This window comes from Acinetobacter sp. 1294596 (genome assembly GCF_000582925.1).
Taxonomy (GTDB): Bacteria; Pseudomonadota; Gammaproteobacteria; order Pseudomonadales; family Moraxellaceae; genus Acinetobacter; species Acinetobacter radioresistens.
This window is the reverse complement of record NZ_JFCC01000014.1, coordinates 1-25,992: the sequence shown is the minus strand read 5'-3', so window position 1 is coordinate 25,992 and position 25,992 is coordinate 1. Positions and strand designations below refer to the sequence as shown.

Below are 25,992 nucleotides of genomic sequence, written 5' to 3'. Positions count from 1 at the left end.
CCTATTTTTATAGGGTTTGAATTGAAAACAGCCAGAATTCACGTATGATTTAATCGAGATTATCTTGTTGATTCTTCAGCCCATGTTTAGAAATAAAATAAATAGAATCTGGCTATTATCTACCCTATCCGTTGTGCTGCTCAGCGGTTGCCAGGTGGTCAGTGTTAAACAGCAAGCATTGAATATCAGTATCGCAAATGAACGCGATAGCATTTTAACCCGTGACCGGATGAGTGAGGCCAGTCTGAACGTATTGTCCATGACGGGACGTGAAGCTGAGGCCTGTACTGAGAAGCCGGATGAGTGTATTAAAGAACTCGAGCAGATTCCACAGATCATGGATGAGCAGATGCTTTCCGCTGCTAGTGAGATATATCTGGCAAAGTCGCTTGAACTTTCTGGAGGAGCCGAATGCACAGCACCAAAGAGTAAAGGTGACTCAACTAAAGCTATGGAGAAGCGAAAATTACAGGAACAGAATTATAATCAGTGTCTGGATCAACAGCTGAATCTTCTGGACAAAAGCATCCGTTATAGCTATGCCTATCTGTTTAAAACAGAACGCCATCCTGAAGACCGGATTTTTGATAACCGTCAGGTACAGATTCGTGATTTTTATAACCAGGCGCTAGCAAAGCTGGTTACAACTTATAGTTTACGCCATCCTAGTAAAACGGTTTCACCCCAAATTAAGGTGGGTAAAAGTATCTACACTATTAATGTAGATCAATACCCACAGCTTAAAAACCAGCCATTAGAACAATTGCTTTCAAGTTATAACCTTAACTTCTCAGGGCTACGCTCAATTAACCGTCGTGACGGTTTTGGCTCTGAGTTTGTTGTAGTATTACCACAGGAAGAGCGTAAGGAAGTAGATAAATATATCCTTGACCCAATGAACTTTTCTTATGAAAATGGCGTAAATCCGAATATTCATAAGGCTCGCTATCTAGCAGTAACTATTACAGCTCAGCCAAAGACAGAGAGCAGTATAGAAGAAATATTAAACAGTCCGCACTTTCAGTTAAATGTATATGATCCTTACAGTACCGAGAAAGTTAAAGTAGGAGGTGAAAATTATCCACTTGCGGCCAACTTTTCTGCACCTTACGGTTTGTGGCTGGCTCAGAATAATCTGGGGATTGCGGCTTATCTTACCCTGCTTGACCGGCGGCAAGATTTAACTATGCCGCATTTATACATGCTTGAGCCCTATAACCCGGACAAAAAAGTGATCGTATTGGTCCATGGACTGGCTAGCAGTCCAGAGGCTTGGATTGCAGTAACTAACGACATTATGGGTGATAATGTATTACGTGAACACTATCAGGTATGGCAAGTTTTCTACTCTACCAATATGCCAATCATTGAAAGTCGTTTTCAGATCTATGCCTTGCTACAGCAAGCTTTCAAGAATCTTGACCCAAATGCTCCCTCTGCTAAAGATGCAGTTCTGATTGGTCATAGTATGGGAGGTATTATTAGCCGCTTATTGGTAAGTCAGGCTGACCTTTCAGAAACAGCACTTCAGAAAATGAACTCTTACCAGCTGGTACAGTATCGAAATGAGCCCATGATTCGCGAGCGTCTACGCCTGCAACCTATCAATAATTTTACTCGCGCTGTATTTCTGGCAACTCCTCATAAAGGAACTAGATATGCTGATCGTTGGTTTACCTTGGCAGCACGTAAAATTATCCGCATACCAGGTACTTTCGTAAATGCAATTGGCGAATCTCTACGAAATGATGACTTGAGTATTAAGGATATCTTACAGCAGGTTGATCGCTCACTAATTCAGAATGGACCAAGCAATTTAAGCTATAAATCTAAATTTATTGACTTGACTGAAGATGTGATGCCTGTTGATGGTCTGGTATATCATTCAATTCTTGGAAATAATACAGACAGTCAAGATCCAAATGTGATTACAGATGGTGTAGTTACCTATCAAAGTGCTCACCTAGAAGGCGCGGCCTCTGAAAAAATCTTTAAAGGTGGCCATTCTATTCAAATGACGCCAGAAACTATTCTTGAACTGCGCCATATTCTAAGACAGCATTTAACTGAACTGGGTCTTTACCATCCTGATGAAATAAAAATTGAGTCACCCTAAATATAAACTTATAAAAAATGGGCTCTTAAAGGCCCATTTTTTTGCTCTACTGAATTTCAAGCTTTCATTTTTCTTAAGGTAAGTATCTGTTCGCTGCGTCCAAAAGGCCCTTGGGTATCGTGTAATACAGCGCTAGTTAAACCGATACCATCTTCTCCATACTGTTGTACAGCTTCTATGCCCAGCCATTTTCCTTGTGGAATACGGTATAAATGCAGCTGCAAGTCCAGGTTTGGAAAACCCCATTCAAAATTGCCTTCCTGACGTGGCACTATTCCATTCGCTGTATCAACCATCCCGAGTAAACGAACAAAATCAGTAGTAGATTTATCGTTAACCATATCAAGTTCATTTTTTAGCCAGACCGTACCTTTACCTGCCCGGTGGTTTTCATCGGTACGTGCCTCGATACTTTCAATATAACCACCTGGCCAGCGCTTCATACCATCCCAAACGGGTAGCGATTCAGGATGTGTGACAGATTGATCTTCAATTCCTGCCACTTTTGAAGAGTCAGCTTTCAGCATACGCCAAGCACGCGCCACAATACAGGTCTTCCCTCCAGCTTGCATTTCTGCTTCGATCAGCTCAATCGTTTTTCCAGGACGAATGACGCGAGAAGTAATTGAAAAATCACCAAAATGGATGAGTCCAAAAATATCCAGGCTAATTCGACCGATACGCATATCATCACGTGGCATAAACTGTTCCAGTTCAGCACACATAATTCCGGTTGCAGGCGCCATATGCTGTTCATGCGGATTCCATGCACCTTGCGCATGCCGATTAGAGCTATAGAATGTTGTAACCGTACCATCCTGATTCTGTTTACGCTCAAGTAACTGATAATAAGCTGACATAAATTTCCTTATCCATTTTTAGTTTATCTTGCCCACATGTTTTCTGGGTATTTTAGGCTTGGTAAAGTAAGTAGCTGTATTGATAAAACATACATAGTTTTAGTTCACTAATATTCATAATAAACATAACTGCTTGAAAAGTGTTAGGCAAAAAACTGCACTTTTACTGTATTTTATGACTCAGGAGTTCTAAAAATTAGAATCAATATTTTTACGTGAACCTACCCATTTCAAAAAATTGTAGACGTAAATATTTATAAAAACAGATTTTTATACTTAGGCTATTTTAAAAATTTATTTCTATATAATTAATTTTATATTTATAAATATAGAATTCTAAGATGAACCATTGGATTACTATAACCGCTCGACAAATAAAATTCCGTTCAGATGATCAATCTCATGTTGTATGATCCGGGCGGGGAAACCTTTATATATTGTTTCTACTGGTTCACCCTCTAAAGTTAAATAACGCAGCTTAACTGTCTCAGCCCGCTCTACAGTACCCCGCACATCCGGTACACTCAGGCAGCCTTCCTCTCCCATACAAGTTTCTCTGGAAAATTCTAATATTTCCGGGTTCACCATCACTACTGCCTCCATTTCCGGTGCATCGGGATAACGTAGATTAGAGCGTGATGCTACAATAATAATACGTTTAGAGATATAGACCTGTGGTGCTGCAATTCCTACTCCATTTTGCTCAAGCATAGTCGTGTGCATAGCTTGAGCAAGCTGCCTTAGCCATTCAGTGTTAAATTCATTTTCTGAAACTTCTGCAGCTTTTAAAGTTAAAACTTTTTCACCACGCTGGGCTACTGGCAAGCTGATACTCATCCCTCATCCCTCTTTCTCCCTGCGATTAATAGACATTTATATTTTGATTTACAATAAATTAAAAATGACGGAAGCAGCTACATTCCCTCTTCAATTTCTCGTATTATAAAATAAATATAGAATATTATCGGTTAAGTTTATGACCGCTACACAACTGTTGCTTGGAGTGCTCTTTAGCTCTATTGGTTTAGGCTATTTCTTATATGGCAGGAAACAGAGTATGACTGTTCCCTTAGTCTGCGGCCTGATATTGATCATTTTTCCCTATTTTGTAGAGAATCTTTTCCTGTTGGGCGGTATTGGTTTAGTGCTTGCCGTTTTACCTTATTTCCTGCGTTATTAATTTTTAAATATAATAGAGTTCTTGACAGATTCATCTATTTTTAAGCCATTAATAAAATTAAAGGCCATTTTTTAAGCTTGGCCTTTAATCCTTTTAGTAGTTTAAAAAGTAAATCCAAGATTTAAATTAATACGGTATAGCCATTTATCACTATTTGGTGAAGTTGCAGAGGTATAGCCTGTTGAGTTAGTTGAACCACCAATAATATTGGAGTTTTTACCCCACGTATAATCTGCCCAAACCATAAATGGTGATGCAATAAACATCATTCCTGTTGTATTCATTTGTGAATCGGACCAGTCATTACGAGCTTTATCTAAATAGCTATAATCGTTATAAAAACGAATAGCTTTTAATTTCCCAAAATCTTTAACCGGCAATGTGTAGGCCAGATTTAAACTCGTAACTGAACCTTCAGAGGCTATAAAGTATGCCGGCGTTAAACCGTTTGCCCCCATCAAAGTCATATCACTATTTACACCATCCGGATTTTTAGCATCGTACTGATAGTGAATGACCGAACTTTGTAAGTTAAAGCGCTTATAGTTGTTTTCAGTATGCAAACCGACTGCATAATATTTGCCGTCTTTATCGGTAATATTATTATGTAATTGTGCAATTGCACCCGATATACCAAACTCCTGTTTACCAAAATCAGTTTCTAACTTGCGAACAATGCGAGTATTAACCTGATGACGTTTTTCATTTTGATAGGCTTTTTGAGATGGAAATGCATTCCCTGCCAAGTCATCATAAGTTGCACTCTCAGGTGAATAACGCAAGTTCGTTTCTAACATTTGCGGGTAATAACCGAGTTTTACATCCCAATCTTTGTCGTGATAATTCCAGTTAATCCCCGGTGCAATATTGTTGCCATAACCTAAAAAAAATGGAATGTGGTAAGTCCAGCCATTTTGCGGATAGGGATAAATCGTAAAAGGTTTATAAACCAGACCCGCTTCAATGCTGTTATTGACATCTAGGTTATAACCAACATATGCCTTTTCAATTGATGTTTTTTCCTGATCCTGAATGATATAACTCGCGTTTAGATATGCATCATCAAAAGTACCTTTTAAATCAATTCTAAAAATATCAAAATCAAGTTTACCTATTCCACGGTTAGGGCTATCCCAACTCTCATAGCGCTGATTTAAACGAACCAATCCACCTAACTTTAATGAGTCGGTGCCGTCAGCACTTTTCCATTCAAGCAATGAATCTTTTGCAAATACATTTACACTTATCCCCAGCGTAAGCGGTGCAATGAATGCCATGATTAATGAAGTCTTTTTCATCTCTACATCCTTGATTGAGTTCCAGCGTCCTGCTGGAACTTTATTTGCTTTACCTGTAAAACTTCGTTTTTATTGTTTTTTAGACAAAAAAATTTATCTAAAAAAAGGATGGCTTAGCAGCTCCCATAGCATATGTACTAAACCATCCAAACTGGTTAATACAGTTTCTTTTGCGGTGGACCAGCGAAGTTTAATGGTCCAATCGAGTTCATATCGAGCTCAATCACGGTTGGCCCTTCAAAAGCAACAGCCTCTTGAATAACCGTTTTAAACTCTTCTGCACTGCCAACTTTCCAGCTCTTCACACCCATTGATTCGCCAAGAAGTTTGTAGTCAGGTGTATGTAATTCATTGAAATACTGACGACCACCAAAGTAGTTATTTTGAATGCCACGCATTACGCCATAACCACCGTCATTCATAATCATTAACACCATATTGGTGTTTTCTTGCACCATGGTTGCAATCTCACCAATACCAAGCATTAAGCCGCCATCACCGACTAAACCAATTACTTTTTTGTCAGGGTTAGCAACTGAAGCACCAATTGCTGTTGCAAGGCCTAAACCAATTGCACCCGCGAGTGAGTGGATGTTTTGGTTTGGTGCTTGTACAGGAAATAAACGGCTGCCCCATGTACTGCCCGACATGGTAATGTCACGTACAAAGATGCCGTCTTGAGGTAAAGCTGCACGTAAGTGATCACAAATTAAAGCGTATTGATCGATTTGCTTGCGCAGTGCATCAATAGCAGACTGTTTAGCAGCAACTACAGCAGCATCATAATCGGCATCGATTTTTGAAGTCCCTTGAAGCTGTTCTAACACACGTGTTAAGACATCTTTGGCATCGCCACAAATGAAGTTGCGGATTTTATAATTACGTTGCTGAGCCACTGGGTTGGCATCTACCTGAATAATGTTTTCAGGGAATTCAACCGAATAAGTTTTGGTTTCATTACTACGTAAACGAGAACCCACCACTACCATCAGGTCAGCATCTTTTAATAATTGCTCAACACCTGCCGAGTTATGGAACGCACCTAAGCTACGTGGATGATCATCTGGCAACACCCCACGAGCATGAGTCGATGAAACAACTGGAATACCTAAATCTGCAATTGCTTTAACTTCAGCAACACTGTTTAAAGTTCCACCACCAATCCAGAAAATCGGACGTTTTGCTTTTTTGATTTCGCTTACAAGAAGATCAATTTCAGCTTGCTCTGCCTGTGGTAACTCAAGTGCTTTGACTGGCCCAAGGTTAAGTGGCAAATCAATTTCTGCTGCTTGTACATCAATTGGTAGCTCAACACTGACAGGTCCCATTGGAACTGTAGTTGCAACACGAATAGCTTCACGTATTACACCAACAGCATTGTCTGGACTGGTGATACGGAACGCTGCTTTGCTTGATGCGCGCAAGAATGTAAGTTGGTCTTTAGTTTCATGAATGAAGCTTGCATCACGGTCGAGATATTCACGTTCAACTTGACCCGTTAAATGCAATACAGGACTACCCGCATTCATTGCTTCAATCAGTGAACCTACGGCATTACCAGCACCAGCGCCCGTACTGGTCAACGCTACACCTAGCCCTTTAAAGCGTGAGTGTGCATCTGCCATAGTGACCGCACCCGCTTCACCACGGGCTGCGACAAAGCGCATTTTTTCACGACGACCCACTGCATCGGCAATAGGTAAATTGTGGATGGAAATAACACCATAAATACTATTAACTTGGTGCGCTTCTAATACTCTTGCGATTGCTTCGCCTACATTTACATGTTCAGTCATGTCTGTTCCTCAAAATTTGTTTTCAGTCCTTGAATTTATTAATCGCACCAAGGGTTAGGCTGTTCATTCAGCCCCATATAAATACTCTTTTGTTGCATGTACGATAAAATGCCCAAACGGCCTTTCTCGCGCCCGATTCCACTGTCTTTAAAACCACCAAACGGTGCACTAATCGAGAACTTTTTGTAGGTATTAATCCATACCGTTCCCACTTCTAACGCACGTGCAATACGCCAAGCTTTGCGATAGCTTTCAGTCCAGATACCTGCGGCGAGACCAAAACAACTGTCATTGGCTTGGGCAATTAAATCTTGCTCGTTGTCATATTTCATAACGACTAAAACAGGGCCAAAAATTTCTTCCTGACAGGTTTGAGCACTGTTATTTAAGCCCGTGATAATGGTGGGTAAGTAATAGCTTCCTTTGGCATAGTCACCAGTCGTAAGTGCCTCACCACCAATCAGAACCTGACCCCCTTCGCTTTTAGCAAGTTGCACATAGCGATCAACTGACTGCAAATGTTTGTCATTGACCAGTGGTCCTAAATGCACTCCTTCCTGTTCCGGATGGCCCACACGTAAGCCTTTGGTAATTTCAACCAAACGCGTTAAAAACTGATCGTAAAGACTACTATGAATAAACAAGCGAGAACCTGCGATACACGCTTGGCCTGCTGAGCTAAAAATACCGTAAGCCACACCTTTAGCTGCCAATTCGACATCTGCATCCGGTAAAACGATGGTTGGTGACTTACCACCTAACTCAAGCGAAGTGGTAATGAGTTTGTCAGCGGCAATGTGTGCCAAATGACGCCCCGTGGTTGTTCCACCTGTAAAAGAAATTTTACGAACCAATGGGTGCTGAGCAATGGCATCACCAATCACAGAACCACGTCCCACTAACACACTAAGTAAGCCTTTTGGTAAACCTGCTTCTTCAAAAATTTTGGCAAGCTCTAAAGCAATGAGTGAAGTTGCTTCTGCTGGTTTTAACACCACGGCATTTCCTGCTGCCAAAGCTGGAGCAAGCTTTTGAACCTCACTCGCAATTGGAGAGTTCCAAGGGGTAATGGCTGCCACAACACCTACAGGTTCATGCACACTCATGGTCATAAAGTCTGGAGCACGTTGAGTGGTGAGCTCATCATTTAGCGTTTCACATGCCGCAGCAACATAGCGTGCGGTTGCCGCCGCGCTCATCACCAAGCCACGAGTTTCGGTTAAAGGCTTCCCATTATCACGGGTTTGCAGTTTCGATAATTCATCTACACGCGCTTCAATAATGTCTGCAACTTTATAGAGAATACGTGCGCGCTCATGCGGCAAGCTGTTTCTCCAGCTCGGTTCACGCCAAGCCTGATCTGCCTTTTCAATTGCTTCATTTACATCTTCAAGCGTTGCTGTTGAAAGCTCAGCATTTACCGACTGATCTGCCGGAAACAGGCTTTGAATGACTGCACCACGGCCTAATCGCCATTCACCTGCAATATAAATTTCCTTTGCCATGATCAAATCCTTCTTAAATCTGTATTGCTTCTACACTGTTGCGACAAGCACGAATCACGCTAAGCGCAGCCAAAGTTGATGTTTTGGGGTTACTTGGTAACGGCACGCCCACCAGTTCAATGGTCATTTGTCCAAAGCCACCTTCTGCCACAATGGTGTGTTTGTTTTTGTTGATAGTTGGATCAACAGTTAACTCAACCATGGTTTCATCCATTCCAAGCCCTGCAAGTGCAATGGTTGCTGCAACGTTGGCATTAGCAGGAAATTTGGTCGCAGCTTCACGGGCAGTTCCTGTGAAAAAGACCGTAGGTTCAGCAACATGGTCTAAATCGACCAATTGCTCTGCATAACTGCCCTTCCAGCTTTTTGGGCTTTTACAGCCTTTGTAAGTGACTTTTTGCAAACCACCTTCTTTAGCCGCAGAAATACCGTCAATGCCTGCGATAGCCCCTGCAAGTAAATGCAGATGGGCATCATTTTTTTCAGCAGTTTGCTTAAGCTGAATTAAAAACTCGTTATCAGCCAAAGTACCCACCGAAATCAGACCAATAGTCCAGCCTTTCGCTAAAACTTTTTGAGCATGTTCTTTCCCTGCTGCTTGCCCTGCCACTTCAATGACATAGTCTGGCGTACCATCACATTGCTCAATATCTGAAATCACCTGAATGTCAGATGAGACTTGTGATTGAACTTTCTCAATGCTGCGAGATGGCACGACAATCCATTTAAGTTGCAGATCTTGAGGCAAGTGGGCATACACTTCTGCTGCCATTGCGCCAAAACCAATCATCATCAACTTTTTCATGACAGCACCTGTATTTATAAATGTTTGTTAAAACCACCTGAGACATCTATTGCCGAACCTGTGGTGTAAGATGCCAATGGTGATGCCAAGAAAACTAAAGCACGTGCAGGCTCTTCTGGGCGGCCTAAGCGCTGCATAGGAATGCCACGATTTTTTGCGATATTGCCGGTCCACTCTTCCCATGACAGATTTAAATCTGAACGGGTTTCATAACGGCGTTTCCACTGCGCAGATTCGACCATTCCAAGTAAAATCGAGTTCACACGAACGCCATATTGAGTAAATTCATGCGCCAGAGAATGGGTTAAATTCAACAATGCAGCGCGTGCAGATGAAGTCGCAATCATGTGCGGTTCCGGTTGCAATGCCAGTAATGAGTTCACATTGGTAATTGAGGCATTTGCCGACTGTTTTAAGTCGTCAAGAAAAGCTCTTACCGGATGTAAAACACTGAAATATTTCAGCTCGATTTCTTTCATCCAGTCTTCATCTTGCGTATTTTCAAAATTTGAAACACGACCTTGCCCAGCATTGTTAATGAGCATGTCCACATTGCCCAAATTGAGTTTGACGTCTTTAGAAAATTGCTGAACTTCTTCTTTTTTCAACACATTACATGCTTTGGTAAAAATATTGGCATGTGGAAATTTTTCTAAAATATAGTGCTTTGAAGCATTTAGACGTTCTTCATCGCGACCACACCAAGCAACTTTTGCACCCTCTGCAACCAGTATTTCAACAGCAGCCAGCCCAATCCCAGATGAGCCACCGGTAACAACTGCAACTTTTCCTTCAACTTGGAAGCTCATAATCCTTAATCTCTCTTACGATTGTTCCTGAATCGTCAACATAATTTGGTTAAATGCTTGCGGTTGGTCGACATAACTTAAATGTCCTGCATCTTCTATGACGAAGCGCTGTTCCAACTGCAATTCCTGAGCAAGCTCTTGTATACCTAACGCAGGAGTGATTTGATCTTGCTGCCCTGCAATGACTGTGCAGGGGACTTTTAAATCGGTTAAATAATTACGTATTTCGTCATATGCCAGTAAGTACGATGCATGTGTGAAACCCTGTAGGGTCAACTGCTGCATCACTTCTGAAACTAAAGCTAAGGCCTGTGGCTCTTGTTTATAAATCAAATGAGGTCCACGACTTTCAGCCATTCCTTTAGCACCGAGTTCTTTCAACATTTTTGGTCTTTTTTCAAAAACCTGAATTTGTGTCTGTTCATCGTGGCGTTGGTAGCCTTGCGCCAAGTTAGCGACCACCAAGTGTTTCACTCGCTCTGGGTAAAGTGCAGCAAATGCACTGCCCTGTAAGGCACCTAAGGAGTGTCCCACTACAATTGCTTTTTCAATTTTTAAAACATCGAACAATGCTGCCAAACGCTTTGCGTAGTCGGTCGCATTCGGTTGATCCGTTAAAAGTTCATCTGATTTGCCATAGCCCGGTGCGTCCCAGGCAATGACATGAAAATGATGAGACAGCACTTCAAGTTGGTTTACCCATGAAGCAGAACCTGAACTAATGCCATGCAACAGCACAAGGTATTCGCCCTGACCAGCTTCCCGATAAGCTTGCTGCTGGCCTTGAACATTGACCGTTTTCACCGGAAATTCTGCTAACTTTTCAATGAGTGTCATCATTTTTAATTCTTTCCCTTTATTCACTTCATCAAACAATTAACGTTTGATTTGAGACAATGGATGCTCAGGTGGATAGTTAGGAATTGTTGGTTTACCTGTTCCCAACATCACGCACATCAAGGCATCTTCTTGACCTGGGTTAAATAAACCACGGTAGATCCCCGGTGGAATTGAAATCAGGTCACGCTCTTTTAAGCGGGTCTGGAATTTCTCGCCGTTGTGCTCAATAAACAAATCAATTTCGCCGCGGAGCATAAAGAAAACTTCTTCAACGTCGTGGTGAATGTGCAAAGGACCTTCACACTGTGGTGGTAGCACCATAGTCGAAAACGTAAAGTTCTCTGCCGGTACAGTGTTGCTGTCATTTGCAACACCAGTTGCACCCGTACCCATATAACGCATTTGAGCACGACGATATTTCGGGTCGTAATCGGCTTGGAACTTCAAAGCCTCAAAGTCATATTTACGAGTCTCAAAGCGAGCAATACGTGTATTTAACCAATCTTCTAAAGAAGCACCTTCTGGCTGTTTCCACGATTCGAATTGTTGTGTAGTCATTTTTTAAACTCCTATACAGTGAATTAATAACGTTTTAAAAGAGGAACCAAGAACAACGACCCAATGACAGCGACTGCAGCCAAGAAGGTAATTCCCAAATTAAAACTATGTGTTTGCATCACGATGTAACCGATCAGTACAGGTGCAATTGCACTTGCAAAATTGCCTAAACCGTTAAATATTCCACCCGCTGTCGCACCTACATTTGAGGTGGTTACTCGGGCAAGCAGAGCAAATACCGCAGCTACTCCAAAGCCCCATGCCATCGCACTTAAAGACATGGCAGCAATAATCAATAATGGCTGGGTCATAATGACCATCACATACATGAAGATGCCCGCGAGTAATAAACCGCTGAATACTTGAATTGCGCGGCGGCCTAATTTGTCAGATAAAAACGCACCAACCACTTCGCCAATTAACATGGCAATGAATGGAAAGCTTGAATACACCCCAAACTCCTTGAGGTTGAATCCTTTGTCTTGCATGAGATAAGAAGGAACCCAACTGTTTAGGCCCCACAAATAAGTCATTAAGGCAATATTGAATAAGCACACCAACCAGAACGCGCTATTGCTCACAAGTACTTTGGTGTTGGCGATATGGCCTTTGAAGTTAGTACGTTTACTTTCACCTTCAAGCTCAACAGTTTTCTTGAGCTGTAAGTTACGCAGACCAAAAACAATGCTTAAAATTGCAATGAGTGTGAGCGCAGCCATCACAAAGAAAGTGGTGTGCCAGTCGTGGTGTGCAAGAACGGCTGCCGTAATTGGGAACCCAAGGAATGCACCAATCGGTGTACCCAGTAAGAACATGGTTGAGGCACGTGCCTGCTGACGGTCTGTATAAGTCTGCTTAACAATGGTGTATGCCAAAGCAAATAGCGGACCTTCTGCCAAACCGAGTAAAACACGTAAAATCAACATGCCTGAGTAGCTTGTGGTAAAGCCCATGCAAAGCATGAGTAAACCCCAAGAAGTCACACTCCAGAACAGCATTTTCTTTGGGTTAAAAATGTCGCCTAAAAAGCTTAGAAAGACTGATGAAAACCCATAAGCAAGTAAAAAGCTTGTCATGAGCCATCCGAGCTTGGCTTTATCTTCAGCAATTCCCATCGAGCTTTGAAAATGTGGGTCTGAAAATAAAACCGCAATACTGATCTTGTCGAAAAAGGCCAGTACTACACACACCATAAGGACAAAAGCAGGCACCCAATGCTTTAATCCACTTTTTTCTTCATTACTCATGTGTCATTCCTTCGATTTGGTAATGAGAACCAGATTTAATGTTTACGGTTTTAACTTCATGACATTAAATTCAGCATCTGCTAATAATTTTGGATCTAAAACGGTGTTGGCTTGCATCCAACGCTTTGCCAGCTTGATTAACTTCGAGTCATTAATGGCTATCATATTCAGCAAGCGATTTTCATGGTCCAGATATAAATAGCTCACCTGATCTTCACCGCCTTGGCGAATCACCATTTCTTTGGTTTTTTCAGGTTGATACGTTCCTAAAATCTGGATATTAAAATGGTATTGATCAGACCAAAGCCAAGGAATATCGGTATATTCAGTTTCAATTCCGAGCATTGATTTCGCAGCTGCAATCGCCTGATTTTGTGCATTTGCCCAAGACTGAATGCAATAGCCCAAACCCGGATGAATCGCGACATCACCTGCGGCATAAATGTCTTGATCTGAGGTTTGCCCAAAACAATTCACTACAATGCCATCTTTCACATCGAGCCCAGCGTGCACGCCTAACTCTTTCGCAATTTCGGCACCTGCACCCACTACAACACAATCAAATAACTGGCTATGTTGAGGATGGTTCACCACTTCAACTTTTTGATCTGGTGCTTCCACCAAATGAAGGCTCTTGCTGTCTAAATGAATTTTTGTGCCTTGAGCCTCATGCATATTTTTTAAAAATGCAGAAACTTCCGGGCTTACACTTCTTGCACACAAACGGTCGCCATATTCAAAAACATGCACTTGCTTGCCCTGTTTTCGCGCAGTAGCGGCGATTTCAAGACCAATCCACCCACCACCCACCACTGCTACCTTATTTGCCTTTTCTAAACGTTCAGCCAAATATTCACAGTCCTGCACATTTCGTAAAGTCAGTACATTAGGAATAAACTGCCAGGTTTTTACTGGTATCCGTGCTCGGCTGCCTGTAGCAATCAGTAACTTGTCATAAGGTAGAGTTTTACCATCTTGCAGTATGACCTGTTTGTGCTGACGGTCTAGCTGTGTAGCAAAAGCCGGTTTGTGCCACTGAATATTAAAGCTCTCAATTTGATCAGCTGAGAATAAGCTTAGGCTTTCATAATCAGCCTCTCTAGACAGGACCTGTTTAGACAGAGGTGGCCGCTCATAGAAGACCTGTTCTTCATTAGAGACCACATGAATTTCACCCGAAAACCCATTTTGGCGTAATGTGCTTACGGCCCAGCCAGAAGCCTGCCCGGCTCCCACAATTACAATTCTTTCCATGATTCTGCTCTCCTTGGCTCAGGCATTTTTTTACAAAGACTTCACCTGACGGCGAGTAGTGTTATCCAAACCGCCTTCGATTGCCCATTCGGTAAAAAGTTCAAGGCAATGTTCTTCTGTACGTGGCTGCCATTCTTCTGTCAAATAGTCATCGTTAGTGTAATACTCAAATGCACCGCCCAATGGTGAGTTGACGTACCAGAAATAAGCAGAAGAAATTGGATGACGTCCTGGCCCGATAAAAGTTGACCACTGCGAACGGTTCATATGTAAACCGCCCCCAATCACTTCATGGATATCACGTACTACAAATGCAACGTGATTTAAGCCAGCAGGTTTATTTGGAACACTGAGCAGGAATAAATCATGGTGATAACCTTCACCGCGGCAACGTAAGAATGCACCACGTTTTTTGTAGGCATCAGATAAATGAAAGCCTAATTTTTCAATGTAAAACTTTTCGGTGGTTGCCAGATCAGGAGTAAAAAATACCACGTGTCCAATCGCAACAGGCTGTCCTTTTTCATAGACAGGACTTGCGGCATTCACACGTTGAATATTACCGTATTGGTTAATGCCTTGCGTTTTAAGTTCTGGTACTTCTTTTACAAAACTTTGTTCAAAACGAATGGTCATACCATTGGGGTCAAGACACTGAACAGTTGTTTCAGTACGTTTAAAACCGTCTACATCGGCCAAATGAGCTGCCAAATTTTCAAGGTCTTGATTACTTTCAACACCCCACGTGACTTCACGTAAAGTTGAACCTTGCTCAATAGCAGTCGGCAAACGCTCATCATCGCAATTAAATAAATAAATTTTGCTACCATTTTGGGTTTGGTAAAGATCAGTACCTTCAATATCCGAACTACTTTGGCTTAAACCAAAATCTGCTAAAAACTTGTTTGAAGCGGCTCTATCTTCAACTCCAAACTTTAAAATCTCGATCCCTGTAATCATTTGACTACTCCTTAGTTAAAGACAAAACCGCCATTGACCGGAATATTTTGACCTGTCACAAAAGAGGACAAATCCGACAGTAGATACAATGCTGTTCCATTTAAATCTTGTGGAAGTTGCTGACGTTGAATCGCTCTTCCGTTGACATATAAATCGTGACGTTCCTGTGGCACATACTCGGTTGCTTCAACCAGAGTAAGGCCCGGTGACAAGGTGTTGACACAGATATTGAACTGTCCCAACTCTCTTGCCATTGAACGTGTCATGGCAACAATTGCACCTTTACTTGCAACATAAGCCATCAGGTTCGGTGCGCCCCAAAGTGCTGTATCTGACGCAACATTAATAATCTTGCCGGCGGCCGATTGCTTTAAATGTGGAACGCATGCCTTACTAATGAGCCATGTGCCTTTCACATTAATATTCATGACCCGATCCCAAAGTTCAGGATCGTAATCAATCATATTTTTTCCACCCACATTAGTTGCCAGCGCAGCACAGTTCACAAGGCCATCTAAACCATTTAATAGCTCAACGCTTTTTGTGACAGCATTTTCGATAGAAACTGCATTGGCAAGGTCAACAGTGACTGAATAGACATTGAGTCCTTGTTTTTGTAAGGCTTGTGCTTCTTGTTGCACGAGATCAGATAAAATATCTGCCATTACAACTTCAGCACCAGCCTCAGCAATGGCTTGAGCAAAATCTCGGCCTAAACCACGCGCAGCACCAGTCACTAAAACTTTTTTGCCTTGCAGCAACGCTACATTAGCCATGAGCTTCTTCCTGCATCTCGATACGGTTTGATGCATTTAGCGCAGCAATTTTCTTTAATTGCTTCTCGGCTTCTTTCTTCATTAAGCGGCGTAAACGTGCAAGCCCAACGTCGTGTTGATATAAGAATTCTCTTGCACGTGCATTTGGTGCAAGGTTTTCTAAAATAATGCGATCTTGTTCCAATACATCCCAATGCAACTGTTCTAAATGATTGCGATATAAGAAGCGCCATACATTACGTTGCCATCCACTTACCTTACGGCAGCGCCAGAAAAATACACGAGTATTGTTGGCATCAATCGGTGTTGCATAACCCACAATCCAGAATTCGCCACCTGGACCAAATTGTTTACGATAAGGAATTGAAAGACGTAACCAGCTTGCACCTGTTGAACCATATTCAACCCAGTCAAAGTTCACACCTGTTTGGCCTTCTTTTTTAAAAATAAAACCATTTTCAGTTGTGCGGTGTTTCATCTCTGCGGTACGTTCACCATCTGCCATCGAGTGCGATGTCGCGTGTAAATAGGTCCCATGCATTGGGTCCATCACGTTATCAATCGCGTATTGATGGTTTACTTTCCAGTCTGCTTGGCAAAGGAACGCACTCCACTCTTCGCTTGCAAGTTGCTCTGGAAACTCAAGCGGTTTTGGCGATTCATTTGCATCAAGATCAAACCAGATGAAGATTGCACCATGTTGCTCAATGACCGGATAGTTCTTTAAACATTTAGTTCCAGTCATTGGACATTCATGAACTGCTGGCACATCAGCAACCACACCATCAGCACGAACTTCAACACCGTGATACCAACAAGCAACTCGGTCGCCTAAGTTCCAACCAAGGGAAAGACGAGCACCGCGGTGTGGACAGCGATCTTCAAGTGCATGAACCTGACCTTCGGCATCACGCCAAACCACAATGTTTTCACCCAAACGGGTAATTCCGACTGGATTAGCAGCCACTTCCCAACTTGCTAAAACCGGATGCCATTGGTCACGTAAACCAAGTTCTAAATATTCTTCAGCGCTTTGTGAAGTTGATACGATTGCGTTCATTTTATTCTTCCCTGAATCAATAACCTAAACGTTGCATTTCTTCTGTAAAGCTTGCAGAAGTCCATTCATCACCAGATTCACTGCGGAAACCCTGTTGATTAAGGGCAGAAACAACCTCATCTAACTCAGTTGCGCCCGCAGAAAATACCTGTATCAAGTTCTTTACAAAATCCTGTTCGTAGAGGGTTGGTTCTTTATAACGTGTCTGCCAAACCAACAATTCAGATTGACCTGGAACTTGAATATTGTTGATACCTGCTTCGGTTGCCGGCGTTGCATGAATCCAGCTTGCCAACTTTTCATTAAATGTCTTCATTGTTCTGCTTCCTTGTACATGTGAGGACTAGAGTTGAATTTGAATATCCTGTCCTTCAACACGAACCGGGTACGTACATAGGTTTCTACACCCTGGTCCACTTTTTAGCTCACCTGTCTGAATGTCAAAAATTGCTTCGTGCAATGGACATTCAACAGTCTGATCTTCGATAAATCCTTCAGTTAATAAGGCATACGCATGAGGGCAAACATTTTCGATAGCAAAGTAATTTTCATCGACAAAAAAAATACCAATTTTTTTCCCTTCAACTTCGATGGCTTTCGGCTCATCTTCGCTAACGTCACCCTGCTGACAAACTGAGATCCAACTCATACCTTACGCCCTCATTTTGTTTTGTATATAAAACAATATTTAATATAAGAAACTTTATAAAAGAATACCCTTAAATTATTTTTTATGTCAAATTTTATATTTTACTAATAATCAAATATTTAAGATTTTTATTAAAATAATTTTGTTTTAAATAGAATCAAAAGTTTTATATGTAAAAATTGTTTTAATTATTCTTTAACATTACAATGAACCTGAAACGATATTAAAATTTACTGGTTTGAGTAATTTCATCATGACTGTTGCACTAGACGATACAACTGAAGACCTTTCAAACAATAAGAATGAGGAACGATATCTGGTACCAGGCCTAGTCCGAGGGCTGGCTGTTTTGCAGGCTTTTAATCAGGAAGCAAGTGAAATGACTATCTCTGAAATTGCAGAGATTCTAAATGTGAACCGTTCGAGCGCTTTTCGCCTGATCTACACGCTTGAGGCATCAGGTTATCTTAGAAAATCCAGTGCCAAGACCTATGCCCTAGACTCAAAAGTTATGGAGCTCGGATTTAACAGCTTGTCCAAACTTTCGCTGACCGATCTTGCTACACCTATCATGAAAGAACTGCGGGACCAAACTCAGGTTGCTGCACATCTGTCTGTTCTTGAAGGAACACACATTATTTTTATTCATAATGTTCAGGCTATTGGGGCATTTACGAGTACTTTACAGGTGGGAACCCGATGGCCAGCTCATGCTACAGTAATTGGACAATATCTACTTTCAAGTTTGCCTGAGAACGAGGTACGGCAGCGTTATAGCAAATTTCAGGACTGGAAGTCCTTTTCCGAGCGCACACCTAAAAATTTAAAAGAGTTACTAGCTAGACTTGATTTAGTACGTGAACAAAAATTTATGGTGATCTGGGGTCATTTTAATCATGATATGGCTGCCTGTGCTGCTCCTATCTTTAAACAGTCTAAACAGGAAATGGTTGCAGTTTTATCAGTGAGCTGTCCTCTTAGTACTTATGATGAAAATGTATTTAAAGACAAAATTGCGAATCTGGTTACTGCATCTGCCAATAAAATTTCAAAATTTATTTATTGATCTCAAGCAAGTTATATCATCGCTGAATTCTTCTTTTATTTGCATATATAGTGCTTTAAAGACGTTTCTGCAAAAACTGGATAAAGTTCTGGAAAAATCGGATAGAGGCCAAATGGTAATCGCGGTTCAATCAAGAAAAGCGCTGATTGAATGGAGTATTACAAAATGGCCTCACGTAGCGTAACTGAATGGCAGGATTTCGTTGCAGGATGCATTGATTTTCGTCCAAATGACGGGGTTTTCCGTATAGCGCGTGATATGTTCACGCAGCCAGAATTGTTTGATCTTGAAATGGAATTCATTTTTGAAAAAGTATGGATTTATGCCTGTCATGAGAGTGAAATTCCCAATAACCATGACTTTCTAACTGTTCAGATTGGCCGACAGCCTATCATCATCAGCCGTGATGGTGAGGGTGAACTGCATGCTATGGTTAACGCCTGTGAACATCGTGGAGCAACATTAACCAGGGTTGCCAAAGGCAATCAGTCTACTTTCTCCTGCCCGTTCCATGCCTGGTGCTATAAGTCCGATGGTCGTCTGGTTAAGGTTAAAGCACCAAGTGAATATTGTGAAGATTTTGACAAATCCAGTCGTGGTCTAAAGCAGGGCCGGATTGCCAGCTATCGTGGTTTTATATTTGTTAGTCTGGATGTGCAGGCTACAGATAGCCTCGAAGACTTTTTAGGTGATGCCAAAGTATTTCTCGACCTGATGGTCGAGCAGTCACCTACCGGTGAACTGGAAGTGTTACAGGGTAAGTCGGCTTATACTTTTGCAGGTAACTGGAAACTGCAAAATGAAAATGGCCTAGATGGCTACCATGTCAGTACTGTTCACTACAATTATGTTTCGACTGTACAGCATCGCCAGCAGGTCAATGCAGCCAAAGGTAGTGACCTTGATACTCTTGATTATAGCAAGCTGGGTGCGGGTGATAATGAAACTGATGATGGCTGGTTTAGCTTTAAAAACGGTCATAGCGTTTTATTTAGTGATATGCCGAACCCGACGGTCCGCCCTGGATATGAGACAGTCATGCCCTATCTGGTCGAGAAGTATGGTCCAAAACGTGCTGAGTGGGCAATGCACCGTCTCAGAAACTTAAACCTCTATCCAAGTCTGTTTTTTATGGACCAGATCAGCTCGCAGTTACGAATCGTACGCCCGGTCGCCTGGAACAAGACAGAAGTAATCAGTCAGTGCATTGGGGTCAAAGGAGAGTCAGCCGAAGCTCGTCGTAACCGCATTCGTCAGTTTGAAGATTTCTTTAATGTATCCGGCCTAGGTACTCCCGACGATCTGGTCGAGTTCCGTGAACAGCAGAAAGGTTTCCAAGCACGTCTGGAACGCTGGAGCGATATTTCACGTGGCCACCATACGTGGTGTTATGGCCCTACCCAGAATTCACAGGACTTGGCTATTGAGCCTGTCATTACCGGGCGTGAATTCACGCATGAAGGACTTTATGTGAACCAGCATGGTCACTGGCAACAGTTAATGTTAGACGGCCTGAAAAAGAAAGCTTTAAAATTGCATGATATTACTCATGAAAATCATACTGTAACGGATGAGGTGTAATCATGTCTCAAGAACTCCATTTCGCCGTTTCTCAATTTCTTTACCGTAAGGCAGAGCTTTGTGATGCCTATGAATGGGATGACTATCTCGAGTTATATGATGAAGACAGCGAATATCATATTCCACAGTGGATAGATGACCATACCTATGTACAGGATCCAAATCAGGGCTTGTCTTATATTTATTATGCAGACCGTTCAGGACTAGAAGACCGGGTATTCCGTATCCGTACAGGTAAAGCAGCATCTGCAACTCCTCTGCCACGTACTTTGCACAGTATTAACAATATACGGGTCAAGATGCTTGAGGATGGTTTAATTCAGGCAAATGTTGTCTGGCAGACCCTCTACAACCGTCAAGGTCTGGAAGGCTGTTTCTACGGACATGCAACTTATATTCTGCGCAAAACTGAAGAAACGTTTCGGATCCGTCGTCAGCACACTATCTTGCTTAATGACAAGATTGATTCCGTACTCGACTTTTATCATGTATAAGGAGTGACACATGGGGCATTCTGTTGCACTCAACTTTGCAGATGGTAAAACTTTTTTTATCTCGGTAAATGATGACGAGCTATTGCTGGATGCGGCTGTTCGTCAGGGAATCAACCTCCCCTTAGACTGCCGTGAAGGTGTATGTGGCACCTGTCAGGGACAGTGTGAAACTGGCATTTACGAGCAGGATTATGTTGATGAAGATGCGTTAAGCGAGCGGGATCTCGCTGAGCGTAAAATGCTGGCTTGTCAGACCCGGGTCATGTCAAATGCTGCTTTTTATTTTGACCATAACTCAAATATCTGTAATGCAGGTGACACGCTCAAGCTTGCCACCACGGTCACTGCTGTTGAGCTGGTTTCTGAAACAACTGCAATTTTACACCTTGATGCCAGCATACATAAGGAACAGTTACAGTTTTTGCCAGGACAATATGCACGCTTACAGATTCCAGGCACACCAGACTGGCGCTCTTATTCTTTTGCCAACCGGCCAAATCACTCTAACCAGCTACAGTTTTTAATCCGGTTGTTGCCGGATGGAGTAATGAGCAATTACTTACGTGAGCGCTGTGAGGTTGGTCAAACCTTAATGATGGAAGCTCCTTTAGGCAGCTTTTATTTGCGCGAAGTAGAACGTCCACTGGTTTTTATCGCTGGTGGAACCGGACTTTCAGCCTTTTTGGGTATGCTCGACAATATCGCAGAACAGCCTAACACACCTGCCGTTCAGCTATTTTATGGTGTAAATAGTGAAGCTGATTTATGTGAACAGCAGCGGCTGCAGAGTTATGCTGAACGTATTCCCAACTTTAGTTATCAGCCGATTGTGACTAAAGCTTCAAGTACATGGACAGGAAAAACTGGCTATATTCAGGAGCATTTAAATAGAGACCAGCTCGCTGAGCAGGCATTTGATATGTACCTGTGTGGTCCTCCACCCATGATTGAGGCAGTTAAAAGCTGGCTGGATATTGAAGAGTTGCAGGATTATCGAATTTATAGCGAAAAATTTTTACAGAGTAATACCAGCCATAGCCCATAAAACAAGTTGTACCAAGGAAAGATAACAACAAGATGTTTTTTCAGAGGCTGGTCTCTCGTCAGCCCCCGTTAGCGTCTTATACATACTTAAGGAGTGATAGTATGAACCGTCAACAAATTGATGCGCTCGTAAAACAAATGAATGTCGATACCGCCAAAGGCCCGGTCGATGAGCGCATTCAGCAGGTCGTCGTCCGCCTGCTCGGGGATCTGTTCCAAGCCATCGAAGACCTCGACATCCAGCCCTCTGAAGTCTGGAAAGGCCTCGAATACCTGACCGATGCAGGCCAGACCAATGAACTCGGCCTGCTCGCTGCCGGGCTCGGTCTTGAACACTACCTCGACCTGCGTGCCGATGAGGCAGATGCCAAGGCCGGTATTACTGGCGGCACTCCCCGTACCATCGAAGGCCCGCTCTATGTGGCCGGTGCCCCTGAGTCTGTCGGCTTTGCCCGTATGGATGACGGCTCCGAGTCCGACAAGGTCGACACTCTGATCATTGAAGGCACAGTTACTGATACAGAGGGCAATATTATTGAAGGAGCCAAGGTAGAAGTCTGGCATGCCAACAGCCTGGGGAACTATTCATTCTTTGACAAGTCCCAGTCCGACTTTAACCTGCGCCGTACCATCCTTACAGATGCAGATGGTAAATATGTTGCCCTGACCACCATGCCGGTAGGTTATGGCTGCCAGCCAGAAGGCACTACTCAGGCGCTTTTAAACAAGCTCGGCCGTCATGGTAACCGCCCTTCTCATGTGCATTATTTTGTATCGGCACCGGGTTACCGCAAGCTCACCACACAGTTCAATATCGAAGGTGACGAGTATCTGTGGGATGACTTTGCCTTTGCTACCCGTGACGGACTGGTTGCGACAGCAACAGATGTGACTGATGAAGCTGAAATAGCCCGTCGCGAACTGGACAAGCCATTCAAGTACATCACTTTTAATGTTGAGCTCGTGAAAGAAGCAGAAGCTGCTCCTTCTAGTGAAGTTGAACGACGCCGTGTAGCCGCTTAATATCTTCATCTGAGCCAGAATTTCTGGCTCAGATTTTTTTCTTCTTAAAAATACTTATATTCCAATTTTCAATTAATTCAGGTTTTTACCTTAAATTATATGTTTACTTTATTTTTTAACTCATAAATATCACCCGATAAAACAATATGGAAAAAACGGATGAATATCAGGATTTATTGGATAGTGAAATATGGCTAAAAAGAGTTCAATTGGAAAGAGCGTTTATAGCTATATCCTGTAATGAACTAAAAACATTTAGTCAGTTTACAGGAGATTGAACAGATCACTGGCAACAAGATTTAAGCGTTATTGATCTGTAATGGTCAAGGTTTTGGGGCAGTCTCAATAATGAGGCTGATAAAAATAATCGAATTCTATTTTTTAATACATTCTATAGAAATTTTGATCTGTACCGCATGAACCAGATTCAACAATTTGAGTGTCATCATTTTATATTTTGAAAGGAATCAGTATGAAGACAATAGATGCAAATACTGTAATTAACCGTGACAAACTTTCACCCTTGCAATGGGTCGTATTCACTCTGGGTTTTCTGGTCTTCTTTTGCGATGGATTAGATACTGGCATTATTGGTTTTATCGCACCCGCATTACTGGATGACTGGGGCATCAGTAAACCACAGCTGGCGCCTGTATTAAGTGCAGCATTAGTCGGTATGTCAATTGGTGCCATTATTTCTGGTCCAATGGCAGATAAATTTGGACGTAAAGGAGTAATTGTATTGACCACTTTACTGTTCGGGATTTTTACCGTGTTATGTGGCTTTGCCAGCACTACTCAGGAACTAATGATTTATCGTTTCATTACTGGTGTGGGTTTAGGAGCAGCCATGCCAAATATTAGTACGATTGTATCTGAATACATGCCCGTTAAACGTAAAGCCTTTTTAACCGGTCTGGCTGGCTGTGGTTTTATGCTGGGTATTTCCTGTGGTGGGGTACTTTCTGCTTATTTGCTCGAAAGCCTAGGCTGGGCTAAAGTAATTATTATTGGGGGAGCTATTCCTCTTATTCTTGTTGCATTTCTTCTATTCAAGCTTCCTGAGTCCACTCAGTACTTGATCAAACGTAACCAGCAGCAAAAAGCACAAAATATTCTGGAAAATATTCAGGGCCAATGTTTCGCTGAACCTGTCAAACTGGTGCTCACTCAAGCTGAAAACCAGAGCAGTGAAAGTCCAGTCAAACTGGTGTTAGGTAAATATCTTTGGGGCTCTAGCATGTTATGGCTTTGCTGTTTCATGAGCTTGCTGGTGTTTTACCTGTTAACCAGCTGGATGCCAACCATCTTGAAAACAGCCGGTTTTACCACACAACAGTTCAGTCTGATTGCAGCCATCTTCCCATTCGGGGGAGTCATTGGTGCAACACTTATGGGCTGGTATATGGACAAGTTGAACCCAACCACTGTTATTAAATACTCATATTTGAGCGCATTTGCCTTACTGATTATTGCCGGTCTGGTCAGTTCAAATATCTTACTGCTTGGCATCACCATCTTTCTGATTGGTGCATTACTGGCAGGGGCACAATCTTCTCTGCTTCCACTCTCGGCAATCTTTTATCCTACTGCCTGCCGTGCCGTGGGAGTTTCCTGGATGCATGGAATTGGACGTATCGGTGCAATTTTAGGTGCTTTCTTCGGTTCTCTGATCTTTACATTTAACCTGAGCCTGAGCGGCATCTTCTTTATTCTGGCAATTCCAACCTTTATTTCTTTTATCGCATTAAGTTTAAAAGTTATGCAGGAAAAAGCAAAAACCAGACAGGCATTAAAACTGGAAGGTTCTGTCTAGAGTATAAAAATTACAAATAAAAGCTGATTTAGATTTTTATCTAAATCAGCTTTTTTATAGGTGCCAGAAGTTTATAAAATTCTGGACTTTGTCTCACTTGGATTTTCACCAAATTCTTCTCGATATTCCTGAGAAAAACGACTTAAATGGTTGAATCCCCAATCATAGGCAAGCTTAGAAATCGAAAGTTTTCTGTGATGACCTGAACTACTTAAAATTTTATAGATTTGCTGTAAACGGTATTTACGCAAATAAGACATCGGGCTGGTTCCGTAGTAATACTGGAATTCTTCATATAATTTGGATTTTGATACACCAGCTAAACGCTGTAAATCATCAGCACAAATTTCTTCATGGGCATGTGCCACAATAAAATTCCGAACTTTGCTAATATAAGAAGGCTCCCGCTGCTGAGACAGCTCCTTCAATGCATGAGAATAATTATTTTCCTGCGATAAAAGCAGCGCCTTGATCACAAAATTCTCATAATCTTCAGACAGCATCTGTAAACCATAAAAACCTGTATATTGAGACTTAAGCTGTAAAAAGTTCTGTATATTTTTCCACCACGCTTCAATAAGCTGGCCCGTATCCAGACACATTTCAGGATTAAAAATAACGGGCTGCTCAACTTTTCTATTTAAAAGGTCTGCGAGTACCATTTGCAGGCTCTGTTCCGGAATTACTACCTGAATTTTTTTACAGTCTTTATCTATGACCAGGTCCTGTAACTCTGCATTTGAAACAATTAATCCTTTTGTCTCATGCGAAAGATATTTTGCCCCATGTACATTCAATGCCTGTTTACCATGAATCGGTAAACTGATGCTATAAGCTCTCAGCTTAGAAATATTAATTGCAACGTTGGCACCATAGCTGATGGTACCAATGGCCATATGTTTATGAGGCAATCTTAAACCGTCATAATGAAAATCAAGAGTATCGCGACATGTTGTATCTAAACGGTGCTCTCCACAGATTTGGGACATCAAGCTTTGCGCAAAATCAGCTTTACGAGAATAATGATTCAAATCCATCTGTTGGCTGAGTGATTCCATATCCATTCACCTAGCTAAAAACATACTTGTTTTTTAAGCAATTCCTGTACCAGCTTTAACAAAGCTGATTAATTCACTGTACATTATCTGCCCCATAAAATAAAACTAATTTTTAGATTTAATTAAAATTATTATGATACTTTTAAAGTATAAATTAATATTATAAAAGCATAGCTTAAATAGAAAAATTATAGCTA

Annotated in this window: 25 protein-coding genes; 8 read left to right on the top strand and 17 right to left on the bottom strand. The window is 42.0% G+C overall.

Annotation, left to right across the window (positions count from 1 at the left end; translation table 11 throughout):
• Positions 1–82: 82 nt before the first annotated feature.
• A complete protein-coding gene (locus J502_RS07285) occupies positions 83–2,116 on the top strand; it encodes an esterase/lipase family protein (RefSeq protein ID WP_034683612.1) in 2,034 nt (677 codons plus the stop codon).
• 56 nt (positions 2,117–2,172) lie between these two features.
• Here J502_RS07285 and J502_RS07280 read toward each other — a convergent pair whose 3' ends face one another.
• A complete protein-coding gene (locus tag J502_RS07280; protein ID WP_005026413.1) occupies positions 2,173–2,976 on the bottom strand; it encodes a thioesterase family protein in 804 nt (267 codons plus the stop codon).
• Positions 2,977–3,333: 357 nt separating this feature from the next.
• A complete protein-coding gene (gene def / locus J502_RS07275) occupies positions 3,334–3,813 on the bottom strand; it encodes a peptide deformylase (RefSeq protein ID WP_034683611.1) in 480 nt (159 codons plus the stop codon).
• Positions 3,814–3,952: 139 nt separating this feature from the next.
• Between def and J502_RS07270 the strand changes: the two genes are divergently transcribed.
• Complete coding sequence (locus J502_RS07270) at positions 3,953–4,156, top strand: hypothetical protein (protein ID WP_005026418.1); 204 nt, start codon at positions 3,953–3,955, stop codon at positions 4,154–4,156.
• 101 nt (positions 4,157–4,257) lie between these two features.
• Here the strand turns inward: J502_RS07270 and J502_RS07265 are convergent, their stop codons facing one another.
• The 14 genes from J502_RS07265 to J502_RS07200 form a co-directional block, all read right to left on the bottom strand.
• Entirely contained in the window at positions 4,258–5,454 is a 1,197-nt protein-coding gene (locus J502_RS07265; protein ID WP_034683608.1) for a putative porin, read from the bottom strand.
• Positions 5,455–5,609: 155 nt separating this feature from the next.
• Positions 5,610–7,250 (bottom strand): thiamine pyrophosphate-binding protein, encoded by a 1,641-nt coding sequence (locus J502_RS07260; RefSeq protein ID WP_005406221.1) that lies wholly within the window; start codon positions 7,248–7,250, stop codon positions 5,610–5,612.
• Between the two features lie 38 nt (positions 7,251–7,288).
• Entirely contained in the window at positions 7,289–8,755 is a 1,467-nt protein-coding gene (locus J502_RS07255; protein ID WP_005406444.1) for an aldehyde dehydrogenase, read from the bottom strand.
• Between the two features lie 13 nt (positions 8,756–8,768).
• Positions 8,769–9,560 (bottom strand): aspartate dehydrogenase, encoded by a 792-nt coding sequence (locus J502_RS07250; protein WP_034683606.1) that lies wholly within the window; start codon positions 9,558–9,560, stop codon positions 8,769–8,771.
• A gap of 14 nt (positions 9,561–9,574) precedes the next feature.
• Positions 9,575–10,369, bottom strand: a complete 795-nt coding sequence (locus tag J502_RS07245) for an SDR family oxidoreductase (RefSeq protein WP_005406304.1) — start codon at positions 10,367–10,369, stop codon at positions 9,575–9,577.
• Positions 10,370–10,384: 15 nt separating this feature from the next.
• Positions 10,385–11,209, bottom strand: a complete 825-nt coding sequence (locus J502_RS07240; RefSeq protein ID WP_005406352.1) for an alpha/beta fold hydrolase — start codon at positions 11,207–11,209, stop codon at positions 10,385–10,387.
• A 36-nt stretch (positions 11,210–11,245) separates the two neighbouring features.
• Positions 11,246–11,767: a cupin domain-containing protein gene (locus J502_RS07235; protein ID WP_000211626.1), complete on the bottom strand. Its 522-nt coding sequence runs from the start codon at positions 11,765–11,767 to the stop codon at positions 11,246–11,248.
• Between the two features lie 23 nt (positions 11,768–11,790).
• Positions 11,791–13,014, bottom strand: coding sequence for an MFS transporter (locus J502_RS07230; RefSeq protein ID WP_032041355.1), 1,224 nt, complete (start codon positions 13,012–13,014; stop codon positions 11,791–11,793).
• A 42-nt stretch (positions 13,015–13,056) separates the two neighbouring features.
• A complete protein-coding gene (locus J502_RS07225; protein ID WP_005406249.1) occupies positions 13,057–14,268 on the bottom strand; it encodes an NAD(P)/FAD-dependent oxidoreductase in 1,212 nt (403 codons plus the stop codon).
• Positions 14,269–14,298: 30 nt separating this feature from the next.
• Positions 14,299–15,228 carry a VOC family protein gene (locus J502_RS07220; RefSeq protein WP_005406467.1) on the bottom strand — a complete coding sequence of 310 codons (930 nt, stop codon included), beginning with the start codon at positions 15,226–15,228 and terminating at the stop codon, positions 14,299–14,301.
• A gap of 11 nt (positions 15,229–15,239) precedes the next feature.
• Positions 15,240–16,004, bottom strand: a complete 765-nt coding sequence (locus J502_RS07215; protein ID WP_005406391.1) for an SDR family oxidoreductase — start codon at positions 16,002–16,004, stop codon at positions 15,240–15,242.
• Complete coding sequence (locus J502_RS07210) at positions 15,997–17,064, bottom strand: Rieske 2Fe-2S domain-containing protein (protein WP_034683603.1); 1,068 nt, start codon at positions 17,062–17,064, stop codon at positions 15,997–15,999. The genes J502_RS07215 and J502_RS07210 overlap by 8 nt, the downstream gene beginning before the upstream one ends.
• 16 nt (positions 17,065–17,080) lie before the next feature.
• Positions 17,081–17,380 (bottom strand): recombinase-like helix-turn-helix domain-containing protein, encoded by a 300-nt coding sequence (locus J502_RS07205; RefSeq protein WP_005406435.1) that lies wholly within the window; start codon positions 17,378–17,380, stop codon positions 17,081–17,083.
• A gap of 27 nt (positions 17,381–17,407) precedes the next feature.
• Entirely contained in the window at positions 17,408–17,713 is a 306-nt protein-coding gene (locus tag J502_RS07200) for a non-heme iron oxygenase ferredoxin subunit (RefSeq protein WP_005406223.1), read from the bottom strand.
• A gap of 253 nt (positions 17,714–17,966) precedes the next feature.
• On the opposite strand from J502_RS07200, the gene J502_RS07195 reads away from it, so the two are divergent.
• From J502_RS07195 to J502_RS07170, 6 genes are all read left to right on the top strand, one after another.
• Complete coding sequence (locus J502_RS07195; protein WP_034683601.1) at positions 17,967–18,779, top strand: IclR family transcriptional regulator; 813 nt, start codon at positions 17,967–17,969, stop codon at positions 18,777–18,779.
• 165 nt (positions 18,780–18,944) lie between these two features.
• Positions 18,945–20,360: an anthranilate 1,2-dioxygenase large subunit gene (gene antA, locus J502_RS07190; protein ID WP_034683600.1), complete on the top strand. Its 1,416-nt coding sequence runs from the start codon at positions 18,945–18,947 to the stop codon at positions 20,358–20,360.
• Between the two features lie 2 nt (positions 20,361–20,362).
• The gene (gene antB, locus J502_RS07185) at positions 20,363–20,854 is read left to right on the top strand and encodes an anthranilate 1,2-dioxygenase small subunit (protein WP_005019796.1); all 492 of its coding nucleotides are present in this window, start codon (positions 20,363–20,365) and stop codon (positions 20,852–20,854) included.
• 10 nt (positions 20,855–20,864) lie between these two features.
• On the top strand, positions 20,865–21,899 hold the full coding sequence (antC, locus tag J502_RS07180; protein WP_034683598.1) for an anthranilate 1,2-dioxygenase electron transfer component AntC: 1,035 nt from the start codon (positions 20,865–20,867) through the stop codon (positions 21,897–21,899).
• A gap of 101 nt (positions 21,900–22,000) precedes the next feature.
• On the top strand, positions 22,001–22,921 hold the full coding sequence (catA, locus tag J502_RS07175; protein ID WP_034683597.1) for a catechol 1,2-dioxygenase: 921 nt from the start codon (positions 22,001–22,003) through the stop codon (positions 22,919–22,921).
• 472 nt (positions 22,922–23,393) lie between these two features.
• Complete coding sequence (locus J502_RS07170) at positions 23,394–24,737, top strand: MFS transporter (RefSeq protein ID WP_005026442.1); 1,344 nt, start codon at positions 23,394–23,396, stop codon at positions 24,735–24,737.
• Between the two features lie 71 nt (positions 24,738–24,808).
• Here the strand turns inward: J502_RS07170 and J502_RS07165 are convergent, their stop codons facing one another.
• Positions 24,809–25,795: an AraC family transcriptional regulator gene (locus J502_RS07165; protein ID WP_005406299.1), complete on the bottom strand. Its 987-nt coding sequence runs from the start codon at positions 25,793–25,795 to the stop codon at positions 24,809–24,811.
• Positions 25,796–25,992 lie beyond the last annotated feature (197 nt).